Here is a 12,937-nt window from a genome sequence, read left to right on the forward strand (position 1 = left end):
AGGACTGAACTTCGTGACCTCCGCATTCGACGAGACCGACGCCACCGTGGACGAGACGTCCACCGACGAGGTGTCGGCCGACGAGACCGCTGCCGACACCGACAGCGTGGACGAGGCTGCCGTCGAGGCGGACGCCTCCGACTCCGACTCCGACTCCGACCAGGCCGAGACCGACCAGGCCGAGGCTGACGAGACCCCCGCCGAGGACGAGGCGGAGAAGGCCTCCGACCCGCTGCAGGAGTTCCGCGACCGGCTCTGGAGCCAGCCCGGCGACTGGTACGTCATCCACACGTACGCCGGCATGGAGAAGCGCGTCCAGCAGAACCTCGAGAACCGCAAGGTCGCGCTCAACGCCGAGGACTACATCCACGAGATCGTCGTGCCGACCGAAGAGGTCGCCGAGATCAAGAACGGTCAGCGCAAGCTGGTCCGTCGCACCGTGCTTCCGGGCTACGTGCTCGTGCGCATGGACCTGACCGACGACTCGTGGGGCGTCGTGCGCCACACCCCGTCGGTCACCGGCTTCGTCGGCAACACGCACCAGCCGGTGCCGCTGAGCCTGTCCGAGGTCGAGAAGATGCTCGCCCCGGCCGTCGAGGCCGAGGCCGCTGCCGAGGCGGCCACCGCCGCGGCCGAGCCGCAGCAGCCCGCCCAGGCCCGTGTCGAGTTCAGCGATTTCGCCCCCGGCGACTCGGTGCTCGTCATCGACGGCCCCTTCGCGACGCTGCACGCGACCGTGACCGAGATCAACATCGACGGCCAGAAGGTCAAGGGCCTCGTCGAGATCTTCGGCCGCGAGACCTCGGTCGAGCTGCCGTTCGACTACATCCAGAAGGTTTGATCGCCCCGCGATCGAAGGTCCCGGCGTCGCATGAACGAGCGGCGTCGGACACAGAACGAACAACACAGTAAGAAGGACCCGAAATGCCTCCCAAGAAGAAGGTCGCGGCTGTCGTCAAGGTGCAGCTGCAGGCCGGCAAGGCCAACCCGGCACCGCCCGTCGGTACCGCGCTCGGCCCGCACGGCGTCAACATCATGGACTTCTGCAAGGCGTACAACGCCCAGACCGAGTCCATGGCCGGCAACGTCATCCCCGTCGAGATCACGATCTACGAAGATCGCTCGTTCACGTTCGTCACCAAGACGCCGCCGGCCGCTGAGCTGATCAAGAAGGCCGCCGGTCTGGCCAAGGGCTCGTCCACCCCGAACTCCGACAAGGTCGGCAAGCTGACCCGGGACCAGGTGCGCGAGATCGCCCAGACCAAGATGCCCGACATCAACGCCAACGACATCGATGGCGCGATGAAGATCGTCGAGGGAACCGCCCGCTCCATGGGCGTCACCGTCGACAACTGATCACCCCGGTGGTCTCCCGACCGCCGATCCCCCGTGGGAGGGCCAGCTGGGCCCGCACCACACCTGGTAGCAACAGACAGCAATGTCTTGAAGAAGTAAGGAACCAGTCATGACACAGCACAGCAAGGCGTACCGCGCCGTCGCCGAGAAGATCGATCGCGACGCGCTCTACACGCCCCTGCAGGCCACGACTCTGGCCAAGGAGTCCGGCTCCAAGAAGTACGACTCGACCGTCGACGCCGTCGTGCGTCTCGGCGTCGATCCCCGTAAGGCCGACCAGATGGTGCGCGGCACCGTCAACCTGCCGCACGGGACCGGCAAGACCGCCCGGGTCCTGGTCTTCGCCACCGGCGCCAACGCCGATGCCGCTCGTGAGGCCGGCGCCGACTTCGTCGGCTCCGACGAGCTCGTCGACAAGATCAACGAGGGCTGGCTCGACTTCGACGCCGTCGTCGCCACGCCGGACATGATGGGCAAGGTCGGTCGCCTCGGCCGCGTCCTCGGTCCGCGCAACCTGATGCCGAACCCCAAGACCGGCACCGTCACGACGGACGTCGCGAAGGCCGTCGGCGACATCAAGGGCGGCAAGATCGAGTTCCGCGTCGATCGTCACGCCAACGTGCACTTCGTGGTGGGCAAGGCGTCGTTCAGCGCCGAGCAGCTCGCCGAGAACTACGGCACGGCGATCGAGGAGATCCTGCGTCTGAAGCCGGCCAGCTCGAAGGGCCGCTACATCAAGAAGGCCACGATCTCCACGACGAACGGCCCCGGCATCCCGGTCGATCCGTCGCGCACGCGCAACTTCGCGTCCGACGACGAGGCCTGAGCCACCAGCTCCACGAACGACGCCGTCTCCCTTCGGGGAGGCGGCGTCGTCGTCGTGTGGGGCAGTCGTCGTGAACCGGCCGAAGTTGGGGCACGCGCGGGTAGTCTCGGCCCATGAGGAAGTCGCTCGCGATCCTGCCCGCCGCCACGCTGCTGGTCCTGTCCGCCGCCTGCGGGGGATCCGGTGGTGATGACGCCACGCCTGCTGCTGCCACCGCGTCCGCGTCACCGTCCGCCGCGGTGGAGCCCGCCGCCGACAGCCCTGCCGAGCTGACCCGCGACAACTTCGTCGAGCGGATCGGCGCCGCCCAGGCGAAGGCCGGCAGCACGCACCTGCAGATGTCGACGGACGCGAACGGTCGCAGCCTGTCGCTCGACGGGGACGTGCAGCTCGGCGAGGACGTCCAGGACGCGCGCACCCGCCTGACGATGGACGTCGGCCAGATGGCGATGGAGCTGCGGATGGTCGACGGCGTCGCCTACCTCAATCTCGGCGCCATGAGCCAGGGCAAGTTCGTCAAGGTCGACCTCACCGACCCGAAGAACCCGCTGGCCCGTCAGTACGGCTCCCTGACCGGCCAGATCGACCCGACGGAACAGTTGAAGACCTTCCGCTCAGCCCTGGTGGAGTTCGAGAACCAGGGTGACGGCGGCACCGTCGACGGCGTCGAGACCACGAAGCTGCGGCTCGTGCTCGACACGACCAAGGTGATGAAGAAGCAGCCCGCGGGGTCGGCGGGGTCGAAGGCCTCCGTCCCGGAGCAGATCGAGTACACGCTCCTGGTCGGCTCCGACGACCTCATGCGTCAGATGACGATGGACTTCGGCGTCGACCCCGTGACGATCGACTGGTCGAAGTGGGGCGAGCCCGTCGAGGTCGAGGCCCCGCCGAAGTCGGAGATCACCGACAGCAGTGCCCTCACGCCCCTTGCCGGCCTCGGTGCCGCGCGCAGCTGAGCGCACCGATTTGGAGTTGCGGCACCGGTCCGCCTAGACTGGTCGAGCCGAAGACCGCCGGTGGTGTCTCCCACGAGTCACCCGAAGCGCCCGAGAGGGTGGCCTGCGTAGGTTCAGATCAGGGTTCGTCCCTGCGTTCACACCGAGCGTCCTGTGCCTGCGCACAGGACGCTTTTCTCGTGCCAGGTGGTCTTCGCATGACAGTGAAGGAGACCCATGGCACGCCCGGACAAGGCAGCAGCCGTCGCCGAGCTCGCGGACAACTTCCGCGAGTCCAACGGCGCGGTGCTCACCGAGTACCGCGGCCTCAACGTCAAGCAGCTGCATGAATTGCGGCGCGCGCTTGGCGATGCCGCGAGCTATGCCGTCGCCAAGAACACGCTGACCAAGATCGCCGCGCGGGATGCCGGAATCGAGCTCGACGAGTCGTTGCTCACCGGTCCCACCGCGATCGCCTTCATCACGGGCGATCCGGTCGACGCTGCGAAGGGTCTGCGTGACTTCGCGAAGGCTAACCCCGCTCTCGTCCTGAAGGGTGGCTTCCTCGATGGGAAGACGCTCTCCGCGGACGAGGTCAACAAGCTGGCCGACCTCGAGTCGCGTGAGGTTCTCCTCGCGATGCTCGCTGGCGGCCTGAAGGCCAACCTGGCCAAGGCCGCGGGGCTGTTCAACGCCCCGCTCTCGCAGGCGGTCCGCACCATGGCGGCGCTGCAGGCGAAGGCCGAAGCCGATCCGTCGGTCCTGGCTGCGGGAGCTCCCGCCGCCGAGTCCGCCGAGCAGGCACCTGCCGACGAGGCCCCCGCGGCCGAGTCGGACACCGAGAACGTCGAGACCGACGTCACCGAGGGCTGAACCGCCCCGATCACCATCGGGACCCCCTCGGGGTCTCATTGTCGAAAGGACGCCACTATGGCGAAGCTGAGCACCGATGAACTGCTGGATGCCTTCAAGGAAATGACGCTGATCGAGCTCTCCGAGTTCGTGAAGCAGTTCGAGGAGACCTTCGAGGTCACCGCCGCCGCTCCGGTGGCCGTGGCCGCCGCGGGCGCCCCCGCGGGTGGCGGCGACGCCGCTGCCGCCGAGGAGAAGGACGAGTTCGACGTCGTCCTCGAGGCTGCCGGCGACAAGAAGATCCAGGTCATCAAGGAGGTCCGCGGCCTCACGAGCCTGGGCCTGAAGGAGGCCAAGGACCTCGTCGAGAGCGCCCCCAAGGCCATCCTCGAGGGCGTCAACAAGGACGCCGCCGAGAAGGCGAAGGAGGCCCTCGAGGCCGCCGGCGCCACGATCACCCTCAAGTGATCTTCGGCTGACTGCTTGAACGAAGCGCCCATCCCGGGAGGGGTGGGCGCTTCGTCGTTCTCCTTACCCTTTGACGCATCAGCACCATGACGCATGAGAGCCCTTGACGCATCTGCGCAAGACCGACAGAGTCCGGCGTGGACGCGGGCAGCAGGCGTTGCTCAACGGGAGCGTCGCGGGAATCGTCGGGACCATCTGTGTCGCGGGCACACCGGTTGCATGCGCGGTCGCCGGAGCGATTGCCGCAGTTGCCTTGGTCTACTTGAACAAGTGCGGGACGTGCCCGTCGTCGAGGAAGAACCTTCGCGTGTACGTCTACAGCCGCACGGCGAAGTGCGTTAAGTGACAGAGGTGAGTCCCATGGTCTGGCCTTCGGTGGTCGTGCTCGGATTCCTGGCGATTCTGCTGGTCCGGCTCAAGGTTCTCGAAGCAGAGCGGCGCAGCGCGAGGGTGAGTTGGGTGCGGATGATCCTGACCGTCCTCGCGGGTGTCGCGGTGTGGATGCTCGCGGGTGGGCTCGGATCGCTGCCCGACTCGTCAGGTAGTTATCTTGGCGTGTTGTTGGTGGGCATCGCCGCCATACCTTCGATGCTCGCTCGCCGCTCCAGGACATCGGCCCCAGCGAGTTAGCAGGGGCTCACCAGTGCGAAGCGCCTACCCCGTCCGGGGTGGGCGCTTCGTCGTGTCCGCGTTGGCAGCGGTCGCGGGTCTCAACCAGAAGACCGCCGAGAATGCGCTCGTCCCCCCGGGGGCGGGCGCATTCGGCGTACCTGATATGGGCTGAATTCGCCGCAATGGCAGGGGGGAAACGAATGATCGTCCCCGATCCTGTCGGCCTTGTCAAGGCCCGGGGTTGATATCGGTGTGTCGTCGGGTTAGTCTTAAGGTTCGCACCCACTTTGCCATGCCCTGAAACTGTGCTGTCCGTGGTGGACAGGCCTTGACAGGGCTCCTGAAGCGTGCGCGCTCGCGGCACCAGCCGCGTGACTTCGTGCGGCGAGAGCCGCGCGTCGACAACTGAAGAGTACAGAACCGCCACGTTCATCGCATGCGAGTTCCTTCGGAAGGACTTCTCTTGGCCGCCTCGCGTACCGCCGCACACCCGAACCACAGCAGCAACCCGCGTATCTCTTTCGCGAAAATCGCCGAACCGCTCGAGGTTCCCGAGCTCCTCTCCCTGCAGACCGACAGCTTCGACTGGCTGATCGGTAGCGACGCCTGGCGCGAGCGCGTCGAAGCCGATCTGGCTGCGGGCCGCAACGATGTCTCGGCCAAGTCCGGCCTGGAGGAGATCTTCGAGGAGATCAGTCCCATCGAGGACTTCTCCGAGACGATGAGCCTGTCGTTCCGCGACCACCGGTTCGAGCCGGCCAAGTACTCCGTCGAGGACTGCAAGGACCGCGACGTCACGTACGCCGCCCCCCTGTTCGTCACCGCCGAGTTCATGAACAACGAGACCGGCGAGATCAAGAGCCAGACCGTCTTCATGGGCGAGTTCCCGCTCATGACCGACAAGGGCACCTTCATCATCAACGGCACCGAGCGTGTCGTCGTCTCCCAGCTGGTCCGCTCGCCGGGTGTCTACTTCGAGCGCACCGCCGACAAGACGTCCGACAAGGACATCTTCACGGCGCGCGTCATCCCCTCGCGCGGTGCCTGGCTCGAGTTCGAGATCGACAAGCGCGACATCGTCGGCGTCCGTCTCGACCGCAAGCGCAAGCAGTCCGTCACGATGCTGCTCAAGGCGCTCGGCTTCACCGAGGAGCGCATCCTCGAGGAGTTCGGCCAGTACGAGTCCGTCCGTCTGACGATGGAGAAGGACTCCGTCCGCAGTGACGTCGTCCGCGAGGAGCTCGAGAAGAAGGCCCGCGACGCCGCCGTCACCAACGAGATGGTCGACGCCGAGGTCACGCGTCGCTCGCTCATCGACATCTACCGCAAGCTGCGTCCGGGCGAGCCGCCGTCGGTCGAGGCCGCGCAGACCCTGTTGGAGAACTACTACTTCAACCCGAAGCGCTACGACACGGCCAAGGTCGGTCGCCACAAGATCAACAAGAAGCTCGGCACGGACGCCGCCTTCGACCAGCAGACCCTGACGCTCGACGACGTCGTCGCCACGATCCGCTACGTCGTCGCGCTGCACGACGGTGCCACCGAGCTCGAGACCCCGGCCGGCACCATCCCGGTCGAGGCCGACGACATCGACCACTTCGGCAACCGCCGCATGCGCACCGTGGGCGAGCTCATCCAGAACCAGCTGCGTACGGGCCTGGCCCGCATGGAGCGCGTCGTGCGCGAGCGGATGACGACCCAGGACGTCGAGGCCATCACGCCGCAGACCCTGATCAACATCCGCCCGATCACCGCGGCGCTGAAGGAGTTCTTCGGCACCAGCCAGCTCTCGCAGTTCATGGACCAGAACAACCCGCTCGCGGGCCTGACGCACAAGCGTCGTCTGTCGGCCCTCGGCCCGGGTGGTCTGTCGCGTGAGCGCGCCGGCTACGAGGTCCGCGACGTCCACCCGTCGCACTACGGCCGCATGTGCCCCATCGAGACGCCTGAAGGCCCGAACATCGGTCTGATCGGCTCGCTGGCGTCCTTCGGTCGGATCAACCCGTTCGGCTTCGTCGAGACGCCGTATCGCCGCGTCATCGACGGCAAGGTCAGCGACCAGATCGACTACCTGACCGCCACCGACGAGGACCGCTACATCGTCGCGCAGGCCAACTCGCTGCTCAACGACGACGGCTCGTTCGCCGAGGACGCCGTGCTGGTGCGCCAGCGTGGCGGCGAGGCCGAGCTCCGCCCGGCCGCCGAGGTCGACTACATGGACGTGTCGCCGCGCCAGATGGTGTCGGTGGCCACGGCCCTGATCCCGTTCCTCGAGCACGACGACGCGAACCGCGCGCTCATGGGCGCCAACATGCAGCGTCAGGCCGTCCCGCTGATCCGCAACGACGCCCCGCTCGTCGGCACCGGCATGGAGTACCGTGCCGCCGTCGACGCCGGTGACGTCACCGTCGCCAAGAAGCCCGGCGTCGTCAAGGAGGTCTCGGCGGACTCCGTCGAGATCATGGAGGACGAGGGCACGTACACCACGTACCGCCTGGCGAAGTTCCGTCGCTCGAACCAGGGCACCTGCACGAACCAGCGCCCGCTGGTCCGCGAGGGGCAGCGCGTCGAGGCCGGCACGCCGCTGGCCGACGGTCCCTGCACCGATCACGGCGAGATGGCGCTGGGCACCAACCTGCTCGTCGCCTTCATGCCGTGGCAGGGTCACAACTACGAGGACGCGATCATCCTGTCCCAGCGCGTCGTCCAGGACGACCTGCTGACCTCGATCCACATCGAGGAGCACGAGGTCGACGCCCGCGACACCAAGCTGGGCCCGGAGGAGATCACGCGCGACGTCCCGAACGTCAGCGAGGAGACCCTCGCCAACCTCGACGAGCGCGGCATCATCCGCATCGGCGCCGAGGTCGGCAACGGCGACATCCTCGTCGGCAAGGTCACGCCCAAGGGCGAGACCGAGCTGACCCCCGAGGAGCGCCTGCTGCGCGCGATCTTCGGCGAGAAGGCGCGCGAGGTGCGCGACACCTCGCTCAAGGTCCCGCACGGCGAGTCCGGCACCGTCATCGGCGTGCGCGTCTTCGACGCGTCCGAGGGTGACGAGCTCAGCCCCGGCGTGAACCAGCTGGTCCGCGTCTACGTGGCGCAGAAGCGCAAGATCAGCCACGGCGACAAGCTCGCCGGCCGTCACGGCAACAAGGGCGTCATCGCCAAGATCCTGCCCATCGAGGACATGCCGTTCCTCGAGGACGGCACGGCGGTCGACATCGTCCTGAACCCGCTCGGTGTGCCCGGTCGTATGAACGTCGGCCAGGTCCTGGAGAACCACCTGGGCTGGATCGCCAAGTCGGGCTGGGAAGTCCCGGCCGATGTCAAGGACGAGTGGGCCGAGCGCCTGCGCAAGATCGGTGCCGACTCGGCTCCGCCGAACACGAACATCGCCACCCCGGTGTTCGACGGTGCGCGCGAGGACGAGATCTCCGGTCTGCTGTCCAACACGCGTCCCAACCGTGACGGCAACCGCATGGTCCAGCCCGATGGCAAGGCGGTGCTCTTCGACGGTCGTACCGGCGAGAAGTTCCCCGGCCCGATCAGCGTCGGCTACATGTACATGCTGAAGCTGCACCACCTGGTCGACGACAAGATCCACGCGCGCTCGACCGGCCCGTACTCGATGATCACCCAGCAGCCGCTCGGCGGTAAGGCCCAGTTCGGTGGCCAGCGCTTCGGTGAGATGGAGGTCTGGGCCCTCGAGGCCTACGGCGCCGCCTACGCGCTGCAGGAGCTGCTGACGATCAAGTCCGACGACATCGTCGGCCGCGTCAAGGTGTACGAAGCCATCGTGAAGGGCGAGAACGTCCCCGAGCCGGGAATCCCCGAGTCGTTCAAGGTTCTCGTCAAGGAGATGCAGTCGCTGTGTCTCAACGTCGAAGTGCTCTCGGCCGACGGCAGCGCCGTCGAGATGAAGGACTCCGAGGAGGAGTTCTTCCGCGCCGCTGAAGAGCTCGGTATCGACCTGTCCCGCCGCGAGCCGTCGTCCGTCGACGAGCTCTGAGCACCGGACACCCACTCAGAACTTCGAAAGGGAAAGAAGACACCGTGCTCGACGTGAACTTCTTCGATCAGATCAAGATCGGTCTCGCGACCGCCGACGACATTCGCAATTGGTCGTTCGGTGAGGTCAAGAAGCCGGAGACGATCAACTACCGCACGCTCAAGCCCGAGCGTGACGGACTCTTCTGCGAGAAGATCTTCGGTCCCACCCGGGACTGGGAGTGCTACTGCGGCAAGTACAAGCGCGTGCGCTTCAAGGGCATCATCTGTGAGCGCTGCGGCGTCGAGGTGACGCGCTCGAAGGTCCGCCGTGAGCGGATGGGCCACATCGAGCTCGCCGCCCCGGTCACGCACATCTGGTACTTCAAGGGTGTGCCCAGCCGTCTGGGCTACCTGCTGGATCTGGCTCCGAAGGACCTCGAGAAGGTCATCTACTTCGCGGCCTACATGATCACCTCGGTCGACGAGGACGCGCGTCATCGTGACCTCGACAGCCTCGAGGCCAAGATCCGCCAGGAGATCGACCAGATCGAGAACCGCAAGAACGACGCGATCAACTCCCGAGCCCTCAAGCTCGAGGAGGACACCGCGGCGCTCGAGGCCGAGGACGCCAAGGCGGCCGAGCTGCGCAAGGTCCGCGATGCGGCCGAGCGTGAGATGGGCCAGCTGCGCGATCGTCACGACCGTGAGATCGCGCGCATCCAGGAGGTCTGGGACCGCTTCAAGAACCTCAAGGTCCAGGACCTCGAGGGTGACGAGATGCTGTTCCGCGAGATGCAGTACCGCTTCGGCAAGTACTTCGACGGCTACATGGGCGCTGCGGCGATCCAGAAGCGCCTGCAGGACTTCGACCTCGAGGCCGAGGCCGAGTCGCTGCGCGAGATCATCGCGACCGGCAAGGGCCAGCGCAAGACGCGTGCCCTGAAGCGGCTCAAGGTCGTCTCGGCGTTCATGGGCAGCGAGAACAACCCCGCGGGCATGGTCCTGGACGCCGTCCCGGTCATCCCGCCGGAGCTGCGCCCGATGGTCCAGCTCGACGGTGGCCGTTTCGCCACCAGCGACCTGAACGACCTGTACCGCCGCGTCATCAACCGCAACAACCGCCTCAAGCGACTGCTCGACCTCGGCGCGCCCGAGATCATCGTCAACAACGAGAAGCGGATGCTGCAGGAGGCCGTCGACTCGCTGTTCGACAACGGCCGTCGTGGCCGTCCCGTCACGGGTCCGGGCAACCGTCCCCTGAAGTCGATCTCGGACATGCTGAAGGGCAAGCAGGGCCGGTTCCGTCAGAACCTGCTCGGCAAGCGCGTCGACTACTCGGGCCGTTCGGTCATCGTCGTCGGCCCGCAGCTCAAGCTGCACCAGTGCGGTCTGCCCAAGCAGATGGCGCTCGAGCTGTTCAAGCCGTTCGTGATGAAGCGCCTGGTCGACCTGAACCACGCGCAGAACATCAAGAGCGCCAAGCGCATGGTCGAGCGTGCTCGGCCGGTCGTGTGGGACGTCCTCGAAGAGGTCATCACCGAGCACCCCGTGCTGCTCAACCGCGCGCCCACGCTGCACCGTCTGGGCATCCAGGCGTTCGAGCCCCAGCTGATCGAGGGCAAGGCCATCCAGATCCACCCGCTCGTGTGCTCGGCGTTCAACGCCGACTTCGACGGTGACCAGATGGCCGTGCACCTGCCGCTGTCGGCCGAGGCTCAGGCCGAGGCCCGCATCCTGATGCTCTCGACGAACAACATCTTGAAGCCGTCGGACGGCCGACCGGTCACCATGCCCACCCAGGACATGATCATCGGTCTGTACTTCCTCACGCTCGACCGTGAGGGTCACGTGGGCGAGGGTCGTGCCTTCAGCTCGACCTCCGAGGCGACGATGGCGTTCGAGCGTGGCGAGATCACGCTGCAGAGCAAGGTCAAGATCCGCATCGACGGCGAGATCCGCGAGACCACGCTCGGCCGGGCGATCTTCAACGAGACGCTGCCCGCGGACTACCCGTTCGTGAACTTCCAGGTCGGCAAGAAGGAGCTCGGTGTCATCGTCAACGACCTCGCCGAGCGCTACAGCAAGGTCGACGTGGCGGTGGCGCTGGACAACCTGAAGGACGCCGGCTTCCACTGGGCGACCCGCTCGGGTGTCACCATCTCGATGGACGACGTCGTCAGCCCGCAGGACAAGGTCGAGATCCTCGAGAAGTACGAGGGTCAGGCGGCCAAGGTCCAGCAGCAGTTCGACCGCGGTCTGATCACCGAGGACGAGCGTCGCCAGGAGCTCATCGAGATCTGGACCCAGGCCACGGCCGAGGTCGCCTCGACGATGGAGGAGCTGTTCAAGGCCAGCGGGGACAACCCGATCTGGATGATGGTCAACTCCGGTGCTCGCGGCAACATGATGCAGCTGCGTCAGATCGCCGCCATGCGAGGCCTGGTGGCGAACCCGAAGGGCGAGATCATCCCGCGCCCGATCAAGGCGAACTACCGCGAGGGCCTGTCGGTCGTCGAGTACTTCATCGCGACCCACGGTGCTCGTAAGGGCCTGGCCGACACCGCGCTGCGTACGGCCGACTCGGGTTACCTGACCCGTCGTCTGGTCGACGTCAGCCAGGACGTCATCATCCGCGAGGAGGACTGCGGCACCGAGCGCGGTCTGCCCAAGACGATCGCGACGCGACTCGACGACGGCACGCTCGTCGCCGCCGAGAACGTCGAGACGTCGGCCTACGCCCGCAACGCGGCGGTCGACATCGTCCACCCGGAGACCGGTGAGGTGCTGGTCGGTGCAGGTGAGGACCTCGGCGACGTCGAGATCCACCACCTCATCGCCTCGGGCGTCGAGACGATCAAGGTGCGCACGGTCCTGACCTGCGACGCCAAGACCGGCACGTGCGCCAAGTGCTACGGCCGTTCGCTGGCCACCGGCAAGCTCGTCGACATCGGCGAGGCCGTCGGTACCATCGCGGCCCAGTCGATCGGTGAGCCCGGCACCCAGCTGACGATGCGTACCTTCCACACCGGTGGTGTGGCCGGTGACGACATCACCCACGGTCTGCCGCGCGTCGTCGAGCTCTTCGAGGCCCGCCAGCCCAAGGGCAAGGCGCCGATCACCGAGGCTGCCGGTCGTGTCACGATCGACGACTCGGACAAGGGCCGCAAGCTGGTCGTCACGCCGGACAACGGTGGCGAGCCGATCGAGTACCCGGTCACCAAGCGCGCGCGCCTGCTGATCCAGGACAACGACTCGGTCGAGGTCGGTCAGCAGCTGACGCACGGTACTCCGGATCCGCAGGAGGTTCTGCGCATCCTGGGTGTCCGCAAGGCTCAGGAGCACCTGGTCGACGAGGTCCAGGAGGTCTACCGCAGCCAGGGCGTGGCGATCCACGACAAGCACATCGAGATCATCGTCCGCCAGATGCTCCGTCGCGTGACGGTCATCGAGCAGGGCGACGCGCGACTCATCCCCGGCGACCTCGCGGACCGCGCGGTCTTCGAGGAGGAGAACCGTCGCGTGGTGGCCGAGGGCGGCACCCCCGCCTCCGGTCGTCCGGTCCTGATGGGCATCACGAAGGCCTCGCTGGCCGTCGAGTCCTGGCTGTCGGCCGCCTCCTTCCAGGAGACGACCCGCGTCCTCACCGAGGCCGCGATCCAGGGCAAGTCGGACTCGCTGCGCGGTCTGAAGGAGAACATCATCATCGGCAAGCTGATCCCGGCAGGCACCGGCCTGGATCGGTACCGCAACATCCGGGTCGAGCCGACCGAAGAGGCGCGTCAGAACGCCTACGCGGTCACCGGCTACGACAGCTTCGACTACCAGTTCGGAGCATCGGACGCGGCGCCGGTGGCGTTGGACGACTACGACTTCAGCTTCGACAGCTGAGTCACTG

General features: G+C 66.7%; 9 protein-coding genes. All 9 read left to right on the forward strand.

Features of this window, described 5'->3' with window-relative positions; translation table 11 throughout:
* The first annotated feature begins 13 nt into the window (after positions 1-13).
* The 9 genes from nusG to GL325_RS13850 all read left to right on the forward strand — a co-directional run bounded on the left by nusG (position 14) and on the right by GL325_RS13850 (position 12,930).
* On the forward strand, positions 14-841 hold the full coding sequence (nusG, locus tag GL325_RS13810) for a transcription termination/antitermination protein NusG (RefSeq protein WP_255956223.1): 828 nt from the start codon (positions 14-16) through the stop codon (positions 839-841).
* 83 nt (positions 842-924) lie between these two features.
* The gene (rplK, locus tag GL325_RS13815; RefSeq protein ID WP_154595866.1) at positions 925-1,356 is read left to right on the forward strand and encodes a 50S ribosomal protein L11; all 432 of its coding nucleotides are present in this window, start codon (positions 925-927) and stop codon (positions 1,354-1,356) included.
* A 109-nt stretch (positions 1,357-1,465) separates the two neighbouring features.
* Positions 1,466-2,182, forward strand: a complete 717-nt coding sequence (rplA, locus tag GL325_RS13820; RefSeq protein ID WP_154595865.1) for a 50S ribosomal protein L1 — start codon at positions 1,466-1,468, stop codon at positions 2,180-2,182.
* Between the two features lie 113 nt (positions 2,183-2,295).
* Complete coding sequence (locus tag GL325_RS13825) at positions 2,296-3,138, forward strand: hypothetical protein (protein WP_187769908.1); 843 nt, start codon at positions 2,296-2,298, stop codon at positions 3,136-3,138.
* Between the two features lie 216 nt (positions 3,139-3,354).
* Positions 3,355-3,990 carry a 50S ribosomal protein L10 gene (gene rplJ / locus GL325_RS13830; RefSeq protein WP_154595863.1) on the forward strand — a complete coding sequence of 212 codons (636 nt, stop codon included), beginning with the start codon at positions 3,355-3,357 and terminating at the stop codon, positions 3,988-3,990.
* Between the two features lie 57 nt (positions 3,991-4,047).
* Complete coding sequence (gene rplL, locus GL325_RS13835; RefSeq protein WP_154595862.1) at positions 4,048-4,437, forward strand: 50S ribosomal protein L7/L12; 390 nt, start codon at positions 4,048-4,050, stop codon at positions 4,435-4,437.
* Positions 4,438-4,797: 360 nt separating this feature from the next.
* Positions 4,798-5,067 (forward strand): hypothetical protein, encoded by a 270-nt coding sequence (locus tag GL325_RS13840; protein ID WP_154595861.1) that lies wholly within the window; start codon positions 4,798-4,800, stop codon positions 5,065-5,067.
* 445 nt (positions 5,068-5,512) lie between these two features.
* A complete protein-coding gene (locus GL325_RS13845) occupies positions 5,513-9,061 on the forward strand; it encodes a DNA-directed RNA polymerase subunit beta (protein WP_154595860.1) in 3,549 nt (1,182 codons plus the stop codon).
* A 44-nt stretch (positions 9,062-9,105) separates the two neighbouring features.
* Positions 9,106-12,930 carry a DNA-directed RNA polymerase subunit beta' gene (locus GL325_RS13850; protein WP_187411721.1) on the forward strand — a complete coding sequence of 1,275 codons (3,825 nt, stop codon included), beginning with the start codon at positions 9,106-9,108 and terminating at the stop codon, positions 12,928-12,930.
* The last annotated feature ends 7 nt before the right edge of the window (positions 12,931-12,937 follow it).

Origin of the sequence: Aeromicrobium sp. 636 (assembly GCF_024433585.1) — a bacterium.
In the GTDB taxonomy this organism is placed as follows: domain Bacteria; phylum Actinomycetota; class Actinomycetes; order Propionibacteriales; family Nocardioidaceae; genus Aeromicrobium; species Aeromicrobium senzhongii.

Excerpts from the sequence above, each read along its gene's own strand:
- rplK (WP_154595866.1), top strand. The coding sequence starts at position 925 with ATGCCTCCCAAGAAGAAGGTCGCGGCTGTCGTCAAGGTGCAGCTGCAG.
- rplA (WP_154595865.1), top strand. The coding sequence starts at position 1,466 with ATGACACAGCACAGCAAGGCGTACCGCGCCGTCGCCGAGAAGATCGAT.
- GL325_RS13825 (WP_187769908.1), top strand. The coding sequence starts at position 2,296 with ATGAGGAAGTCGCTCGCGATCCTGCCCGCCGCCACGCTGCTGGTCCTG.
- rplJ (WP_154595863.1), top strand. The coding sequence starts at position 3,355 with ATGGCACGCCCGGACAAGGCAGCAGCCGTCGCCGAGCTCGCGGACAAC.
- rplL (WP_154595862.1), top strand. The coding sequence starts at position 4,048 with ATGGCGAAGCTGAGCACCGATGAACTGCTGGATGCCTTCAAGGAAATG.
- GL325_RS13840 (WP_154595861.1), top strand. The coding sequence starts at position 4,798 with ATGGTCTGGCCTTCGGTGGTCGTGCTCGGATTCCTGGCGATTCTGCTG.